At 66.3% G+C, this 16,448-nt stretch carries 14 protein-coding genes; 8 read left to right on the forward strand and 6 right to left on the reverse strand.

The window, feature by feature from the left end; all coding sequences use genetic code 11:
• Window positions 1–94: 94 nt before the first annotated feature.
• The 3 genes from OCK02_RS19635 to OCK02_RS19645 all read right to left on the reverse strand — a co-directional run bounded on the left by OCK02_RS19635 (window position 95) and on the right by OCK02_RS19645 (window position 3,433).
• On the reverse strand, window positions 95–871 hold the full coding sequence (locus tag OCK02_RS19635; protein WP_263814632.1) for an adenylate/guanylate cyclase domain-containing protein: 777 nt from the start codon (window positions 869–871) through the stop codon (window positions 95–97).
• Between the two features lie 190 nt (window positions 872–1,061).
• Window positions 1,062–2,858, reverse strand: coding sequence for a TRAP transporter large permease (locus OCK02_RS19640; protein WP_263814507.1), 1,797 nt, complete (start codon window positions 2,856–2,858; stop codon window positions 1,062–1,064).
• The gene (locus OCK02_RS19645; protein WP_230803544.1) at window positions 2,855–3,433 is read right to left on the reverse strand and encodes a TRAP transporter small permease subunit; all 579 of its coding nucleotides are present in this window, start codon (window positions 3,431–3,433) and stop codon (window positions 2,855–2,857) included. The genes OCK02_RS19640 and OCK02_RS19645 overlap by 4 nt, the downstream gene beginning before the upstream one ends.
• 248 nt (window positions 3,434–3,681) lie before the next feature.
• On the opposite strand from OCK02_RS19645, the gene OCK02_RS19650 reads away from it, so the two are divergent.
• A complete protein-coding gene (locus OCK02_RS19650; RefSeq protein ID WP_263814508.1) occupies window positions 3,682–4,608 on the forward strand; it encodes a Gfo/Idh/MocA family protein in 927 nt (308 codons plus the stop codon).
• 46 nt (window positions 4,609–4,654) lie between these two features.
• On the opposite strand, the gene OCK02_RS19655 is transcribed toward OCK02_RS19650, so the two are convergent.
• Complete coding sequence (locus OCK02_RS19655) at window positions 4,655–5,533, reverse strand: LysR family transcriptional regulator (RefSeq protein ID WP_263814509.1); 879 nt, start codon at window positions 5,531–5,533, stop codon at window positions 4,655–4,657.
• 97 nt (window positions 5,534–5,630) lie between these two features.
• On the opposite strand from OCK02_RS19655, the gene OCK02_RS19660 reads away from it, so the two are divergent.
• The gene (locus OCK02_RS19660) at window positions 5,631–6,383 is read left to right on the forward strand and encodes a sulfite exporter TauE/SafE family protein (RefSeq protein WP_263814510.1); all 753 of its coding nucleotides are present in this window, start codon (window positions 5,631–5,633) and stop codon (window positions 6,381–6,383) included.
• 37 nt (window positions 6,384–6,420) lie between these two features.
• Here OCK02_RS19660 and OCK02_RS19665 read toward each other — a convergent pair whose 3' ends face one another.
• Window positions 6,421–6,870 (reverse strand): DNA polymerase III subunit chi, encoded by a 450-nt coding sequence (locus tag OCK02_RS19665; RefSeq protein ID WP_263814511.1) that lies wholly within the window; start codon window positions 6,868–6,870, stop codon window positions 6,421–6,423.
• A gap of 6 nt (window positions 6,871–6,876) precedes the next feature.
• Window positions 6,877–8,367, reverse strand: coding sequence for a leucyl aminopeptidase (locus OCK02_RS19670; protein WP_263814512.1), 1,491 nt, complete (start codon window positions 8,365–8,367; stop codon window positions 6,877–6,879).
• 314 nt (window positions 8,368–8,681) lie between these two features.
• Here OCK02_RS19670 and lptF point away from each other — a divergent pair, with 314 nt between their 5' ends.
• The 6 genes from lptF (at window position 8,682) to rsmA (ending at window position 16,371) form a co-directional block, all read left to right on the forward strand.
• Window positions 8,682–9,869 (forward strand): LPS export ABC transporter permease LptF, encoded by a 1,188-nt coding sequence (gene lptF / locus OCK02_RS19675; protein WP_263814513.1) that lies wholly within the window; start codon window positions 8,682–8,684, stop codon window positions 9,867–9,869.
• Window positions 9,866–10,945 carry an LPS export ABC transporter permease LptG gene (lptG, locus tag OCK02_RS19680; RefSeq protein WP_230803533.1) on the forward strand — a complete coding sequence of 360 codons (1,080 nt, stop codon included), beginning with the start codon at window positions 9,866–9,868 and terminating at the stop codon, window positions 10,943–10,945. Before lptF ends, lptG begins: the two co-directional genes overlap by 4 nt.
• Complete coding sequence (locus OCK02_RS19685; RefSeq protein ID WP_230803532.1) at window positions 10,945–13,287, forward strand: LPS-assembly protein LptD; 2,343 nt, start codon at window positions 10,945–10,947, stop codon at window positions 13,285–13,287. Before lptG ends, OCK02_RS19685 begins: the two co-directional genes overlap by 1 nt.
• 210 nt (window positions 13,288–13,497) lie before the next feature.
• On the forward strand, window positions 13,498–14,439 hold the full coding sequence (locus OCK02_RS19690; protein WP_412178866.1) for a SurA N-terminal domain-containing protein: 942 nt from the start codon (window positions 13,498–13,500) through the stop codon (window positions 14,437–14,439).
• 61 nt (window positions 14,440–14,500) lie between these two features.
• The gene (gene pdxA / locus OCK02_RS19695; protein WP_263814514.1) at window positions 14,501–15,541 is read left to right on the forward strand and encodes a 4-hydroxythreonine-4-phosphate dehydrogenase PdxA; all 1,041 of its coding nucleotides are present in this window, start codon (window positions 14,501–14,503) and stop codon (window positions 15,539–15,541) included.
• Window positions 15,541–16,371 (forward strand): 16S rRNA (adenine(1518)-N(6)/adenine(1519)-N(6))-dimethyltransferase RsmA, encoded by an 831-nt coding sequence (gene rsmA / locus OCK02_RS19700; RefSeq protein WP_263814515.1) that lies wholly within the window; start codon window positions 15,541–15,543, stop codon window positions 16,369–16,371. Before pdxA ends, rsmA begins: the two co-directional genes overlap by 1 nt.
• The last annotated feature ends 77 nt before the right edge of the window (window positions 16,372–16,448 follow it).

Here is a 16,448-nt window from a genome sequence, read left to right on the forward strand (position 1 = left end):
GGGAACCCCGGGGCGCTCCGTCGCCCCGGGGTTTTTCGTTGACGATCAGGGGAACCCCGGGGCGCTCCGTCGCCCCGGGGTTTTTCGTTGACGATCAGGATCTTCCTGCGAGCACGCGGGCCTGGACCGGCTGCTCGAAGCCCTTGAGGGCAAGCCGGCGTTCCCCGGCCCCGTCCATAAGGTGCGGCGCCCTGGCGGCCGTCTCGGCCGACACCAGTATCTCGCCGGCGGCGGCCCGGGCTTCGAGTCTCGCAGCCAGATTGACAGCACCGCCGATCGCCGTGAAATCGCTGCGGAAACTGGAGAATTCGCCGATTTCGACGTCTCCGGTGTGAATGCCGACGCCGACGCCCGGTGCCTGTCCCTGCGGTCCGCCGGTCATCGAACGCAAGTCATCGAGCGCTGCCTTGCACAGGCGCTGCAGATCGAACGCGGCCTCGACCGCTGCCGCTGCGTGATCCTTCGAGACGATCGGAAAGTTGAAGATCGCCATCAGGCCGTCGCCCATCTGCTTGTTGACGATGCCGTCATGCGCCCAGATCGCCTGCGCGCACCGATCCTGGAACACGCTGACGATCTCGCTCAGGCTCACGGGGTCGATCCGCTCCGACAGGGCCGTGAAGCCTCTTATGTCGGCGAACAGGATGGTTGCGTCGACGGTTACATGGCGCTGTTTCTTGACGGTCCGGAAGGAGCGCTCGCAAATCGTGCAGATGTTCGGGTTCATCTTGCTGCGGGTAATGCCGAATGCGCGGAACGGAAGCGCAAGCACGCCGCGAATCGGGATCGGCACGTGCATCTGGTCCCAGCACCCCCGGCAGATGCCGGCGTTGCCATGGCGGGCAGGCCCGATGAGATTGGCTGTCGTCATGTCCCGCAAACTTCCCGGCTGACTGGCCGATTGGCCCTCCCACGCAACGAGCTTCGGATATTCGTCTGCGATTGGCAACTGGTGGCCGGCATCGGCCCGAGCCGGCCGGACGGCCGCGTTCGTCGTCCGTTGACCAAACGGGAACGGGCCGGCTTCCGCCGGCCCGTCCTGCCATGTCCATCCGCTGCCGTCAGTTGAAGGACGGCGGCTGGCTGAGGTCGTTTGCCGGCGGGGTCTGCGGCTGGCCCTGCGGCTGGCCGCCATCGGGCGCTGCCGGCGGCTGTTCGAGGGGATTGCCGCCCGGAAGCTGCAGTCCGCCGGGAAGGCCGAGGCCGCCGCCGTTGTCGGGCAAGCCAAGGCCTCCGCCCTGCCCGCCGAAGCCCGGCACCTCGATCTTGATCGTCGAGGGATCGACCACAGCGGCGTCGCCCTTGTAGTGCATGACCATCTGCGGGAACATGATCGTCAGCGCCACCATGATGATCTGGATGCCGACGAAGGGCACCGCGCCCCAGTAGATCTGTCCCGTCGTCACGGGTGCGGTCATCTTGCCCGTCACCTTGTCGAGATAGGGCACGCGGGCGGCGACCGAGCGGAGATAGAAGAGCGCGAAGCCGAAGGGCGGATGCATGAAGCTCGTCTGCATGTTGATGCCGAGCAGCACGCCGAACCAGATCAGGTCGATGCCGAGCTTGTCGGCGGCAGGCGCGAGCAGCGGCACGATGATGAAGGCGAGCTCGAAGAAGTCGAGGAAGAACGCCAGGAAGAAGACCAGCAGGTTCACCGCGATCAAGAAGCCCACCTCGCCGCCCGGCATGGAGACGAGCAGGTGTTCCACCCACAGGTGGCCGTTCACGCCGTAGAAGGTGAGCGAGAACACGCGGGCGCCGATAAGGATGAACAGCACAAAGGCCGACAGCCGGGTGGTGGACGCCAGCGCCGACCGGACGACGTCCAGATTGAGCCGCCCCTTCGCCGCCGCCATGACGAGCGCGCCGACGGCTCCCATGGCGCCGCCTTCCGTCGGCGTCGCAATGCCGAGGAAGATGGTGCCGAGGACGAGGAAGATCAGCGCCAGCGGCGGGATCAGCACGATGATGACCTGCTGCGCCAGCCGGGACATCATGTTGATGTTCAAGTTCTTGTCGATGAGCGCCACGACATAGATGAAGGCGACACCGACGGTGGCGCCGAGGATATCGGCGTTCTCGCCCTGCGTCGGGTAGAGATAGACATGGGCGGCGTAGGCGAACGCGGCGGCGACGGCGAGCGCGATCAGAAGCGAGGTCACCCCCGCGCCCAGCGAGCGGGCTTCGGGCGGCAGCGCCGGCATCGAATCCCGCCGGATGAAGGTCATCAGCAGGATATAGCCCATGTAGAGGCCGGTCAGCACCAGGCCCGGGATCAGCGCGCCGGCATACATGTCGCCGACCGAGCGGCCGAGCTGGTCGGCCAGGACGATGAGGACGAGCGATGGCGGAATGATCTGCGCGAGCGTGCCGGAGGCGGCGATGACGCCCGAGGCGATGGAGCGGTCGTAGCCGTAGCGCAGCATGATCGGCAGCGAGATCAGGCCCATGGCGATGACGGATGCCGCCACCACGCCGGTCGTTGCCGCGAGCAGCGCGCCGACGAAGATGACCGCATAGGCGAGGCCGCCGCGGATCGGGCCGAACAGCTGGCCGATCGTATCGAGCAGGTCCTCGGCCATTCCCGAGCGTTCGAGCACGATCCCCATGAAGGTGAAGAAGGGGATGGCGAGCAGCGTGTCGTTCGACATCACCCCCCACAATCGCTCCGGCATGGCATTCAGGAGAGGCCAGGACAGGTTGATGCTATCGGACAGCGGCGCGAGTTCCACGCCGATGACGAAGAAGAGCAGACCGTTTGCCGCAAGCGCGAAGGCGACCGGGTACCCCAGCAGCAGGAAGACGACCAGCGACACGAACATGATCGGCGCGAGGTTCTCCGCGATGAACTCGATCATGGACGGGTCTCCTGGGCGGGAACGTCGATATCGAGCGGGGCATGCGTGGGCACGAAGGGCGTCGGGTCATCCATATCGCCGCGCATGATCGCGATCTTCTTGATGATCTCGGACACGCCCTGGGCCGCGAGCAGCACGAAGCCTGCGAGCAGGATGGCCTTGGCCGGCCAGACGATCAGGCCGCCGGCGCTGGACGACCCCTCGCCGGAGCGGAAGGACATCGTCACGTAGGGAACGAGGTAGTAGACCATCAGCAGGACGAAGGGCATCAGGAAGAAGCAATGGCCGAAGAGATCGATCCAGTGCTGCGTCCGCCGCGAGAACTTCCCGTAGACCACGTCGATGCGGATGTGCTCGTTCTGGCTCAGCGTATAGGCGGCCGCAAGCATGAAGGCGCCGCCGAAGAGATACCATTGGGCCTCGAGCCAGGCGTTCGACGAGACGTTGAAGACCTTGCGCACGACAGCGTTTCCGGCGCTGACGAGGACGGCGACGAGAATCAGCCAGGACACCGCCTTGCCGATCCTTTCCGTAACAATATCAATAATTCGGCTGAGGCCGAGCAGCGCTCCCATTGCATTCCTCCCCGCATGGCTTTGTTGCTTCTGTCCTTCGGCATGCACAGCCAGAGTGCTGATTTCAAGTCCGGTTTCAAGCGCAAAGGCCTGTTTTCCCGGCATGAGCGGCCGGATTAGACGAAAGGCGAATAGCTCGGTGGCGCCGTTGCACAATGCTTAGGCAGCCATTGGAAAAGACGCTCTTGCCGCTACCGCCCATTCTGCTAAAACACGCTGCAATCATCATACAAATCGAGCGAAACACCATGTCCCCGATCCATCTCGCCATCGTCGGCGTCGGCAAGATCGCCCGCGACCAGCACCTGCCCTCGATCGCAAAGAACCCCGATTTCAAGCTCGTGGCCGCCGCCAGCCGGCACGGCATCGTCGACGGCATCGACAATTTCAAGTCGATCGACGAGATGCTGGACAAGGTCCCCGCCATCCAGGCCGTCTCGCTCTGCATGCCGCCGCAGAACCGCTACGAGGCGGCCCATGCGGCGCTTTCGGCCGGCAAGCACGTGTTCATGGAGAAGCCGCCGGGGGCGACGCTCAGCGAGGTCGCCGACCTGCAGGCGCTCGCCGACGCCAAGGGGCTGTCGCTGTTCGCCAGCTGGCATTCGCGCTATGCGCCGGCCGTCGAGGCGGCGAAGGCGTTTCTCAATTCCACCGTCATCCGCTCGATGAAGGTCGTCTGGAAGGAGGATGTCCGCCACTGGCATCCGAACCAGGAGTGGATCTGGCAGGCGGGCGGCCTCGGTGTCTTCGATCCCGGCATCAACGCGCTGTCGATCGTTACCCACATCCTGCCGCGGCCGGTGTTCATCACCAAGGCGACGCTGGAATTTCCGGAGAACCGCGACGCACCGATCGCGGCCGCCATCACCTTCACCGATGCCCACGGTCTCGACCTTTCCGCCGAGTTCGACTGGCGCCAGACCGGCAAGCAGAGCTGGGACATCGTCGCTGCGACCGACGACGGCGAGATGGTGCTCTCCGAGGGGGGCGCGAAGCTCTCGATCGACGGCGTGCTGAAGCACGAAGAGCCCGAGCAGGAATATCCGATGCTCTACAAGCGCTTCGCCGAGATCGTGCACGCCGGCAGGTCGGACGTCGACCTCGCGCCGCTGCGCCACGTCGCCGACGCCTTCATGCTGGGCCGGCGCAAGTTCGTGGATGCGTTCTACGACTGAGGCGCCTGATCCTCATGGGACGGCGCCAGGGACCTCTGGCGCCGGCCTATGCAGCCGTCGCAGCCAGATGTTCGAGCAGCCGGCGGGCCGGGTTCGTCAATTCGTCCGCACGGTGGCAGATGGCGAGCCGGCGGATCGCCCAGGGTTCGCCGAGGGCAGCGACCGACAGGTGCAGCGATCGGCGCAGGCGCCGGGCAGCCGTCTGCGGGACGATGCCGATGCCGACCCCGTTTGCCACCAGCTGGCCGATGCCCTCGAACGTCCGCACCCGGATGCGTACGTTCAACCTTTTGCCAAGGCGCTCGGCCTGCCCTTCGACATGGCCCTGCAGGGCCCCGTCGACCAGACCGACGAAATCCTCGCCGATGAGATCCGCGAACCGAACCGGCGCCGCCAGCCGGCGCTGCGGTGCGGCGATAACCACCAGCGTATCGGTGGCGAACCGGTGCAGCCGCAGATTTCCCGTGTCCACCGCCTCCGAGAGGATGCCGAGATCGGCAAGGCCGCCGGCAACCGTCCGGGCGATGTCGACGCTCTGACGTTCTTCCAGATCGACGTCGACGGACGGATTGGCAGCCAGCCACGGCCCGATCCGGGCCGGCAGGACCTCGGTCATGGCGGCGGTGTTGGCCAGCACGCGCACGGTCGCCCGCACGCCGATGGCATGCTCGCTCAGCGCGCCGCGCATCTGCACCATCTGCTGCCCGATCAGGCGGGCATGATGGACCAGCGCCTCGCCGGCCGCTGTCAGCGCCACGCCGTGGCGACGGCGTTCCAGCAGGCTGACCCGCCCTGCTTCCTCCATCGCGCGCAGCCGTTCGCTCGCGGCAGCCAGCGACAGGCCGATCTTCGCCGCGCCATGGGTAATGCTGCCGGTGTCGGCCACGGCGAGGAAGAGGCGGAGATCGATCAGGTCAAATCGCATGCGACGATGCTACCGCGAATTCAGCCTTCGTTCCAGCCGAAGCCTGGCCACGGATATTCCGCATTGTCGCCGGCGGCTGATTTGCTATCAGGCAGGCATGGACGCATCGCTACAGCTTGCCCTGATCGCGGGCACGATCTTCTTCCTGGCGGGAACCGTGAAGGGCGTGACGGGGATGGGGCTGCCGACGGTGGCGATGGGGCTGCTCGGCACGCTGCTCTCGCCGGTCGCCGCGGCCGCGCTGCTGATCGTGCCGTCCTTCGTCACCAATGTCTGGCAATTGTTCGCAGGCCTCAGCCTGAGCCCCGTCGTCCTACGGCTCTGGCCGATGATGGCAGCCATTGCGCTCGGCACGATCGGCGGGTCGTCGCTGATCGCCGGGAGCCGTCTTCCGGGTTCCGCCGCCACCTCCGCCCTCGGCGGGATACTGGCCCTTTACGCGCTGACCACCCTGCTGCTGCGGGCGCCTCCGGTGCCACGGGCGATGGAGCGGTGGCTGTCGCCGCTCGCGGGCCTTGTGACCGGGATCGTCACCGGTGCCACCGGCATCTTCGTCATCCCCGCCGTTCCCTATCTGCAATCGCTCGCCCTCGATCGCGACGACCTCGTGCAGGCGCTCGGGCTGTCGTTTACCGTCTCGACGGTGGCGCTGGCGGCGGGGCTCGCATGGCACGGCGCCCTCGATGCCGGCAATCTCGGCACCTCGGCGCTCGCCGTGGTCCCGGCGCTGGCCGGCATGTGGGCCGGGCAGTCCATCCGCGCGCGAATAGAGCCGGCCGCGTTTCGCCGTTGGTTCCTGATCTGCCTCCTGGCGCTCGGCGCGGAGATGCTTCTCCGCCCGATCTTCTGACTGACTACCGGCGTCGGTTCCGACCGGGCGCTGCCCCTCAGGCGTTCTTCACCCAGCGGCCGTCGTTGTTCTGCTGCCAGTAGGTCAGCTGGTGCCCCTCGCCTCTCAGCCGTTTCCACTGGCTGCGGGCAGCGTCGAGCTCGGGCTGGTCGTGGCCGTCGAACATGAAGATGACGCGGTCGTAGGCGTCGAGCGGCGGCGGTTCGGCGTTGTCGACGAGGAAGCGGACGGTCGCGGCGTTGGCGTTGTCGGGGCTCGTCGTCAACAGCACCGGCTGGTCGGCGGGGTTCGGCTGCTCGTCGGTGCCGTGCGGCAGGAAGCTGTCCTCGCGCCAGGTCCAGAGATGCGTGTCGAGCGCGTCGCGCCGCTCGGCCGTGCCGGTCTGGACGACGACCCGCCAGCCGCGTTCGAGGCTCTTGTCGAGCAGCGGCGGCAGGGCGTCTTCCAGTTTCGATTCGGTCAGGTGGTAGAACAGGATCTCGCTCAATGCGGGTCAGCTCTCGTATTGCGCCCGCACCAGTTCGTCGAGCAGCCGCACGCCGAAGCCCGAGCCCCAGGACTGGTTGATCTCGTCGGCCGGCGAGCCCATGGCGGTGCCGGCGATGTCGATGTGCGCCCAAGGCGTGTCCTTGACGAAGCGGTGCAGGAACTGGGCGGCGGTGATCGAGCCGGCAGAGCGGCCGCCGGTGTTCTTCATGTCGGCGAACTTGCTGTCGATCATCTTGTCGTATTCCCGGCCGAGCGGCAGCCGCCAGACCCGCTCGTTGGTGGCAAGGCCGGCCGCCGTCAGCCGGGCGGAAAGCGTGTCGTCGTTGGAGAACAGGCCCGCATGGTGGCTGCCGAGCGCGACCATGACCGCGCCGGTCAGCGTTGCGAGGTCGATCATGAACTGCGGCTTGAAGCGTTCGTTGCAATACCAGAGCGCGTCGCAGAGCACGAGCCGGCCCTCGGCATCGGTGTTGATGACCTCGATCGTCTGGCCGGACATGGAGGTGACGATGTCGCCGGGGCGCTGGGCGTTACCATCAGGCATGTTCTCCACCAGGCCGAGAATGCCGACGGCGTTGACCTTGGCCTTGCGGGCGGCGAGCGTGTGCATCAGGCCGATGACGGCGGCGGCGCCGCCCATGTCGCCCTTCATGTCCTCCATGCCGGCGGCCGGCTTGATCGAGATGCCGCCGGTGTCGAAGACCACCCCCTTGCCGACGAAGGCTATCGGCTTGTCCTTGGGCTTGCCGCCGTTCCACTGCATGACCGCAAGCCGCGGCGGGCGGGCGGAGCCCTGGGCCACGCCCAGCAATGCCGCCATGCCGAGCCGCTTCATCTCGCGCTCCGTCAGGATCTCGACCTCGACGCCGAGCTTTTCCAGCGCCTTGGCCTTGGCGGCGAACTCGACGGGGCCGAGCACGTTGGCCGGCTCGTTGACGAGATCTCGCGCAAGCAGGACGCCGCCGGCGATCGCCTCGCTCTCGTCGAAGGCCTTCTTCGCGGCAGCGGCGGCAGCCGTGACGATCGTGACCTTGACGGGCTTCTTGCCGTTGGCCTTCTGCTCGTCCTCGTCCTTCTTGGTCTTGTAGGTGTCGAATCGGTAGGCGCCGAGCAGCAGGCCGAGGGCGAAATCGGCAGCGGCCTGACCGCCGACCTCGACGCCGGCCGCGTCGAGATAGATCGACACCGATTCGGCGTCGCGGGCCTTTGCGGCCGCGACGCCGCCGGCCTTCAGCCAGTCGTGCGCGACGATCTTGGCCGGCTCGCCGAGGCCGACCAGGATGATTCGGTCGAACGGCGAGCCATGCGGCGCGACGATATCGAGGCTCTTCAGCGCCTTGGCCCTGAAGCGCCCGACGTCCGCCGCCCGGGCGACGACGCCTGCGGGGTCGGCGTCGGCCGGTGCGCCGATGGAATCCTGCGCCTGCAGGACGATCGCCGTCCCGCCCGCGGGCTTCGCCGCCTTCACAAAATTGACATCGAACTTCTGGGACATGGTCTGCTCCAAGGGTATGCGATCGAGGAATCCGGTCGCTGGCGACCCGGAATTCCGGGTTGCGAAGATGACTGTCGGCAATTCCTTGTCGCTTTTGCGGCGCTTGGCAAGATGCAGCGCCCGGTTTAAAACCGGACACGCGGGTTTGTTCGCGGCAAATTTCCATGGCATAGGGGCCGCGCCGGTCTGGTGCCGGCCGAATGACAGCCTATATGGGCTCGAGCGTTTCCGTCGACCGGCGGGACCGATCGGCTTCCACCGGGTGACCGGACGACCAACAGACAACAGGAACGGGACCCCGGTTCGGAACACATATGAAGCTGATTGAACGCTACATTCTGCGTCGCACGTCGCTGATGTTCCTCGGCACCCTCCTGCCGCTGCTCGGCATCGTCTGGACGACGCAGGCGCTGACGAACGTCAATCTCGTCACCGACAGCGGCCAGTCGATGCTGGCGTTCCTGAAGCTCGCCACGCTGATCCTGCCCTCGGTCATTCCGATCATCCTGCCATTCGCCTATGTCATCGGCGTGGCGCAGACGCTGACGGCGATGAATGCCGATTCGGAGCTGACCGTGCTGAACGCGGCGGGCAGCTCGCGGATGATGATCATCCGCCCGGTCATGTATCTCGGCATCGCGCTCAGCATCATCTCCTTTGCGGTCGACAATTTCGTCGAGCCCTATTCGCGCATGGCCGTGCGCCAGATGGTGGCGACGGCGCATGCCGACATGCTCTCCTCGGTGATCCAGGAGAACGCCTTCCGCAAGGTGACGGACGGGCTCTATGTCCAGGTCAGCCGCCGCAAGGGCGGTGGCGTGCTCGAGGGCCTGTTCGTGGCCGATACCCGCGATCCGAAGGTGGAATACGTCTATTATGCCCGCGAAGGCGCCATCGACGAGAAGACATCGGCGCTGGTGATGAACGACGGCGAGGTGCAGCGGAAGCTGCCGAACGGCGATGTTTCCATCATCAAGTTCGATTCCTACGCCTTCGACCTCGCCGACCTGACCCAGCGCGCCGGCGAGGCGACCATCCGCGCCAAGGACCGCGATCTGCCGTTCCTGCTGAACCCCGATCCGGAAGACGAGCAGGTCAAGCGCAATCCCGGCGCGTTCACGGCCGAGCTGCACCGCCGCTTCACCGAGTGGACGCTGCCGATCCTGTTCGGCCTGGTGGCGCTCGTCGCGAGCGTCGACGCCCGCTCCCACCGCGAGGCGCGCGTCCATCCGATGATCTCGGCGCTGCTCGTCGCGCTCGCCATCCGCTGGGCGATCTTCTATGCTGGAAGCGCGGCCGAATCGTCGCGGCTGGCGATCCCCTTCATGTACCTGATCCCGATCGCCGTGGCAGCGCTGGCCATCCGCCAGCTGTCGCGCCACAAGAGCCTCGAATTGCCCGCCTCCTTGCGGACGCGGCTGGTCGAACTGCGCGACAGGCTTGCGGCGCGCCTGCCCGGCCGGTCCGGCGCGGCGTCCACGAGCAACGGACCGCAGCCATGATCCCTACCCTCGCCCTCTATTTCTTCCGCCGCTACATCGTGACGACGATCTGGTTTTTGATCGGGATCTTCGCGCTCGTCTTCATCATCGATTTCAGCGAGACCGCCAGCCGCATGGGAGGCCTGCCGAAATACACCGCCTTCAGCGGGCTGGTGATGACGGTCCTGCGCATTCCGATGATCCTGATGCAGACCATCCCCTTCGTCGCGCTCTTTGCCGGCATGGCGGCGCTGATCTCGCTGAACCGGCGCTATGAACTGGTGGTGACGCGCGCCGCCGGCGTCTCGGTCTGGCAGTTCCTGCGCCCCTTCGCCATCGGCGCCTTCCTGTTCGGCGTGCTGGCGGTGACCGTCCTGAACCCGATCGCCGCCTGGGGCACGCGCCAGGCGCAGGTGCTGGAGGCGGAGTGGGGCTCGAACCGGAAGTCGGCAGGATCCGGCATCCCGTGGATCCGCCAGCGCCACGGCGACGACGACGCGATCATCGGCGCCAAGGCCGTCGAGGACAACGGAACGCGGCTCCTGAACGTCTCAATCATCCATTTCGACAAGGACGGCCGCATCAGCTTTCGACAGGACGCCGATTCGGCAATCCTGAAAGATGGTTACTGGGAGCTTAACAACGTGCTGGAGACACGCAACGGCGAGTTGCCCAGGCGTTCCCCTTCGGCACAACTCGAAACCAATTTGAGACAGGAGTTCGTGCAGGAAAGCCTCGAAAAACCTGATTCCGTTTCGTTTTTCAGCCTGCCGAGGAAGATCGAAGCGGCGAAGTCGTTCGGGTTCGCCACCGAGCCGCTCGAAACGCAGCTCCATTCGATGCTTTCGCTGCCACTTCTCCTGGTTGCAATGACCCTGATCGCGGCTAGCGTATCGTTAAAATTTAGCAGGTTTAATCAATCACGTGCGGTGATTCTGGGTGGCATCCTCTCCGGCTTCATGCTTTATGTCGTCACCGTGCTTGTGAAAGCATTCGGAAGCAGTGGAATAGTCCCACCGTTTGTTGCGGCCTGGCTCCCAGTTGTCGTAGCAATGTCGCTGGGTGCAACGATCCTGCTGCACCAGGAGGACGGCTAGTGGCGGCAGGCAACCGCGAACGTAAGACTTGGATCGCGACCGCGCTGCTTGCCGGTGTCGCCCTGTGCGCGCTTGCGCCCATGGCCGCGCTGCCGGCGCGCGCCCAGTCGTCCAATGTCGATCAGCTCGCACCGAACATTTCGCCCGATGCCAAGCTCATCCTGGCGGCCAACGAACTCGTCTATAACAGGGACGCCGACACGGTGACCGCGCGCGGCGCCGTGCAGATCAACTATGGCGGCTACCAGCTCGTCGCCAAGCAGGTGATCTACGACCAGACGACCGGCCAGTTGCGCGCCGTGGGCGACATCGAGTTCATCGAGCCGACCGGCAACAAGGTCTATGCGCAGGAACTGACCCTTTCCGACGATTTCGCCAACGGCTTCGCCAATTCACTGCGGATCGAGACGACCGACCTGACGAAGATCGCGGCGACGAGCGGCGAACGCGTCAACGGCGAGGAAATGATCCTCAACCACGGCGTCTACACCGCCTGTACGCCGTGCGCGACCGACCCGACGCACCGCTCGCTCTGGCAGATCAAGGCCGAGCGCGTCGTGCAGAACGGGCGCACGCACACCGTCCGGCTCGAGCATGCGCGATTCGAGATGTTCGGCAAGCCGATCGCCTATTTCCCCTGGCTCGAGGTTCCGGACCACACCGTCAAGCGCAAGACCGGCGTGCTCTTCCCGAAGTTCAGCTTCACGCAGAAGCTGGGGCTCGGCGTCGGCGTTCCCTATTACATCGCCATCGCCCCAGACATGGACGCGACGATCACGCCCAACGTCTATACGAGCCAGGGCTTCCTGCTCGAGGGCGAATTCCGCAAGCAGTTCCATAGCGGGCTCGTGACGCTGCGTGCGGCCGGCATCAGCCAGATGCAGCCCGAGCGCTTTACCGCCGGGACGAGCGACCGCGAGGTCGACGGTCGCGCGATGATCGCGTCCGAAGGCGTGTTCCAGATCAACCCGCGCTGGGCGTTCGGCTGGGACGTGATGTCCCAGACCGACAACAACTTTGCCCGTACCTACGACCTGACGGGCTACGACGACCGCATCATCCGCAACCAGGTCTACCTCACGGGACTCGGCAAGCGGAACTTCCTCGACCTGCGCGCCTTCTACTTCGACGTCCAGGACGCGGATCCGGACGACGTGGCCGAGCGGCAGCAGGCGGTCCCGCAGTCGTTCGACTACGAATACATCGCGCCCAATCCGGTCTTCGGCGGCCAGCTCAGCGCGACCGTGAACCTGACCAATGTCGAGCGCGACCGGCTCGACCGCTACCATGCGGGCTCGTCCTGGCGCTTCCCCGGCCTCGAGGGCGGCACCTCGCGGCTGACGACGGAGATGGAGTGGAAGCGCCAGTACGTGGTGCCCGGCGGCCTCGTCGTGACCCCGCTTCTCGCCGCGCGCGGCGACGCGCTTCGCCTCGACATGACCGATCCCGGCTCCCGCTACGACGGCAATTTCGACACCGACGACAGCGCCACGCGCGGCATGGTGACGGCCGGCCTCGAAGCGCGCTATCCGATCCTGCTGACGACGGCGGGCAGCAGCCACGTCTTCGAGCCGATCGCGCAGGTCTATGTCCGTCCCGACGAGCAGCATGCCGGCGGACTGCCGAACGAGGACGCGCAGAGCTTCGTCTTCGACGCGACCAACCTGTTCGAACGCGACAAGTTCTCCGGCTACGACCGGATCGAGGGCGGCACCCGCGCCAATGTCGGCTTCCGCTACACGGGAAGCTTCGACAACGGCTACACGATGCGCAGCCTCTTCGGCCAGTCCTACCAGCTTTCCGGGCAGAACTCGTTTGCGACCGACGACCTCGTCAATGCCGGCGCCAATTCCGGCCTCGAGACCGACAGTTCCGACTATGTCGGCATGGCCGGCCTCGACACGCCGCTCGGCTGGGCCCTCTCCTACAGCGCCCGCATGGACCGCAAGGACCTGTCGGTGCGCCGCACCGACACGCGCGTCGGTTTCGAGAACTACCGCCTGCAGGCCGCGCTGACCTACACCCGCATCGCAGCCCAACCGGACTACGGCTTCCCGGAAGACAACGACGAAGTGCAGACCATCGGCGCGCTCAAGTTTCGCGACTACTGGTCGGTGTTCGGCTCGCTGACCTACGACATCAACAACAGCAACCTGGCGCGCAGCGGTGTCGGCCTGACCTATGACGACCGCGACACGATTTTCTCGATCGTCTACGAGAACACGCGCGACACCGGCTCCACGATTGCGAACGACTGGTCGATCGGCGCCCGTCTGAGCTTCCGCACGCTGGGAGACATCAACGTCGGCGATACGACCCTCGACGGGTTTGACGATTACTGAGCAGGCAAGCCCGCTCGGACCGCACTTGTCATCGTTTGGCCGCATGTATTATGCAAATGGCCGCGAGAAGGACGCGACGCGCGGGAAAGTTGATTTGCGCAATCTCGCGTAGAGGAAACGGCGGGAGCGCGCGCAGCGGCACACTGCAACGCTCTCCGGACCGGCACGCGGGCATGCCGACGGCACGCCGAGCCACGGAAAGGGATGGGCATGAGGAACATGATGTCAATGATGCGGGCGATGGCTCTCGGCACGGTCATCCTGGCGGCCACGGCAACCGTCGCGCCGCCTTTCGCAGGCCCGGCCGTCGCGGCAACCGGGGTCGAGGCCGTCGTGAACGGTTCGGCCATCACCTCGGGCGATGTCAGCCGCCGGGCGGCCTTCCTGAAACTCCAGCGGACCAAGAGCACGCGCGAGATCGCGCGCCAGCAACTGATCGACGAGACGCTCAAGCGCAGCGAGATCGCGCGCCTGAGGATGTCGGTCAGCACGGCGGACGTCGACGCGTCCTATGCCCGTTTCGCCTCCGGCAACAAGCTGTCGACGGACCAGCTCAACAAGATCCTCGACCAGGCCGGTGTCGGCTCGGATCACTTCAAGCAGTACATTGCCGTGCAGATGAGCTGGCCGCGCGTGGTCAATGCCCGCTACGGCAACGGCCCCGGCGGCAAGTCACTGGTGGAGCGCATGCAGGAAAGCGGCGGGCAGAAGCCGTCCACCACCGAATATTTCCTGCAGCAGGTGATCTTCGTCGTTCCGGAGAAGCGCCGCAGCGCCATTCTCGGCAAGCGCCAGGCCGAGGCGGAAGCCTCGCGCTCGAAATATCCGGGCTGCGACGACGCCAAGATCTTTGCGGCGACCATGCACGACGTATCGATCAAGGAACTCGGCCGCGTGCTCGCCCCGCAACTGCCGGAAGACTGGAAGCCGCTGATCGAGAAGGCCCAGGGCAACACGACCGGCACGCGCGTGACGCCGCGCGGCGTCGAGTATCTCGGCATCTGCAAGAAGCGCGAGGTCAATGACGACATGGCGGCCGAGATGGTCTTCCGCGCCGAGGAACTCGGCAAGGGCGGCGGCGAGAAGGAAGACAGCAACAGCCAGAAATATCTCGATGAACTGCGCAGCAAGGCGCAGATCGTCAACCGCTGATCCCTTTAGAGCGCCGGTGCGCCCCTGTCGCGCCGGTGCCTCCTTGACAGAAACCGCATCCATGACCGCTGTGACCGCTCCCCCGCTGGCCCTTACGATGGGCGATCCGTCCGGGATCGGTCTCGACATCACGCTTGCGCTCTGGGCCGCGCGCCGGACCCTCGGCCTGCCCGCCTTTCTCTTCATCGGCGACCCGGAGGCGCTTGCGGACCGTGCGAAGGCGCTGGGCACCGAGGCGGCGATCGCAGAGGCGACCCCCGAGACCGCCGTATCCACATTCGACGACGCCATTCCCGTCCTGCCGGTCCGCCTGGCCGAACCCGCCGTTGCCGGCGCACCGTCGTCGCGCAATGCCGGTGCGATCATCGGCGCGATCGAGACGGCGGTGACGCTGACCATGGCGGGACGATGCGCGGCGGTGGTGACGAACCCGATCGCCAAGGCGGTGCTCTACGACGCCGGCTTCCCCTTCCCCGGCCATACCGAATATCTCGCCGACCTCGCCGCGCGCGCGACCGGCCGGCCGGGCCTGCCGGTGATGCTGCTCGCCGGGCCGAAGCTGCGCAGCGTTCCGGTGACGATCCACATTCCGCTGAAGGACGTTCCGGCGGCGCTGACCGAAGAGCTCGTCTTCGAGACGGCGCTTGTGACGGCGAACGACCTGCGCCAGCGTTTCGGCATCGCCGCGCCGCGGCTGGCCGTCGCCGGCCTGAACCCGCATGCCGGCGAAGGCGGGGCGCTGGGGCTGGAGGACGACGCCGTGGTGGCGCCGGCGATCGCGCGGCTGAAGGCTGCGGGCATCGACGCCTCCGGGCCGCTGCCGGCCGACACCATGTTCCACGAGGCTGCGCGCGCCACCTATGACGTGGCGATCTGCATGTATCACGACCAGGCGCTGATCCCGGCCAAGGCGCTCGGCTTCGACGATTCGGTGAACGCCACCCTCGGCCTGCCCTTCATCCGCACCTCGCCCGACCACGGCACCGCGTTTGCGCTGGCCGGCACGGGCAAGACGAAGCCGGACAGCCTGCTGGCGGCGCTGCGGCTCGCCCGGGAACTTGCGCTGCACGAAGGTGCGGCGGCGCTGCGGGGCGAAGGCTGATGGCGGCAATCGACGGACTGCCGCCGCTGCGCGAGGTGATCCAGCGCCACGGGCTGGACGCGAAGAAGGCGCTCGGCCAGAACTTCCTGCTCGACCTCAACCTGACCCAGAAGATCGCCCGCACCGCCGGGCCGCTGGAGGACTGCACCGTCATCGAGGTCGGCCCCGGTCCGGGCGGGCTGACGCGCGCGATCCTGTCGCTCGGGGCGAAGCATGTGATCGCCATCGAACGCGACGCCCGCGCGATGCCGGCGCTGCAGGAGATCTCCGACCACTATCCGGGCCGGCTGAGCGTGATCGAGGGCGACGCGCTGAAGGTCGATTTCGAGGCGCTGGTGCCTGCGGGCGAGCCGGTCCGCATCATCGCCAACCTACCCTACAATGTCGGCACGCAATTGCTGGTGAACTGGCTGCTGCCGAAGGCGTGGCCGCCGTTCTACCGGTCGCTGACGCTGATGTTCCAGCGCGAGGTGGGCCTGCGCATTGTGGCGCGGGAGGACGACGACCACTATGGCCGCCTCGGGGTGCTGGCCGGTTGGCGGACGCAGGCGCGGCTCGCCTTCGACGTGCCGCCGCAGGCCTTCGTGCCGCCGCCGAAGGTCACCTCCTCGGTCGTCCATCTCGAGCCGGTCGCAGAACCCCTGCCCTGCGCGGCCGCTGCACTCGAGCGCGTCACCCAGGCCGCCTTCGGCCAGCGCCGCAAGATGCTGCGCCAGAGCCTGAAGGCGCTCGGCGGCGAGGCGCTGCTGGCAAAAGCAGCGATCGATCCGCAACGGCGGGCGGAAACGCTGTCGGTCGAAGAATTCGTGACGCTGGCGAACAGCCTCTGAGCAGCCGACGATCCGATCGCCAAAGCGTCAAGCGCAACACCATTCGAATTATTCATCGGCGCATTCGGGTCGCGGGA

Origin of the sequence: Rhizobium sp. TRM96647, from assembly GCF_025780115.1 — a bacterium.
In the GTDB taxonomy this organism is placed as follows: domain Bacteria; phylum Pseudomonadota; class Alphaproteobacteria; order Rhizobiales; family Rhizobiaceae; genus Mycoplana.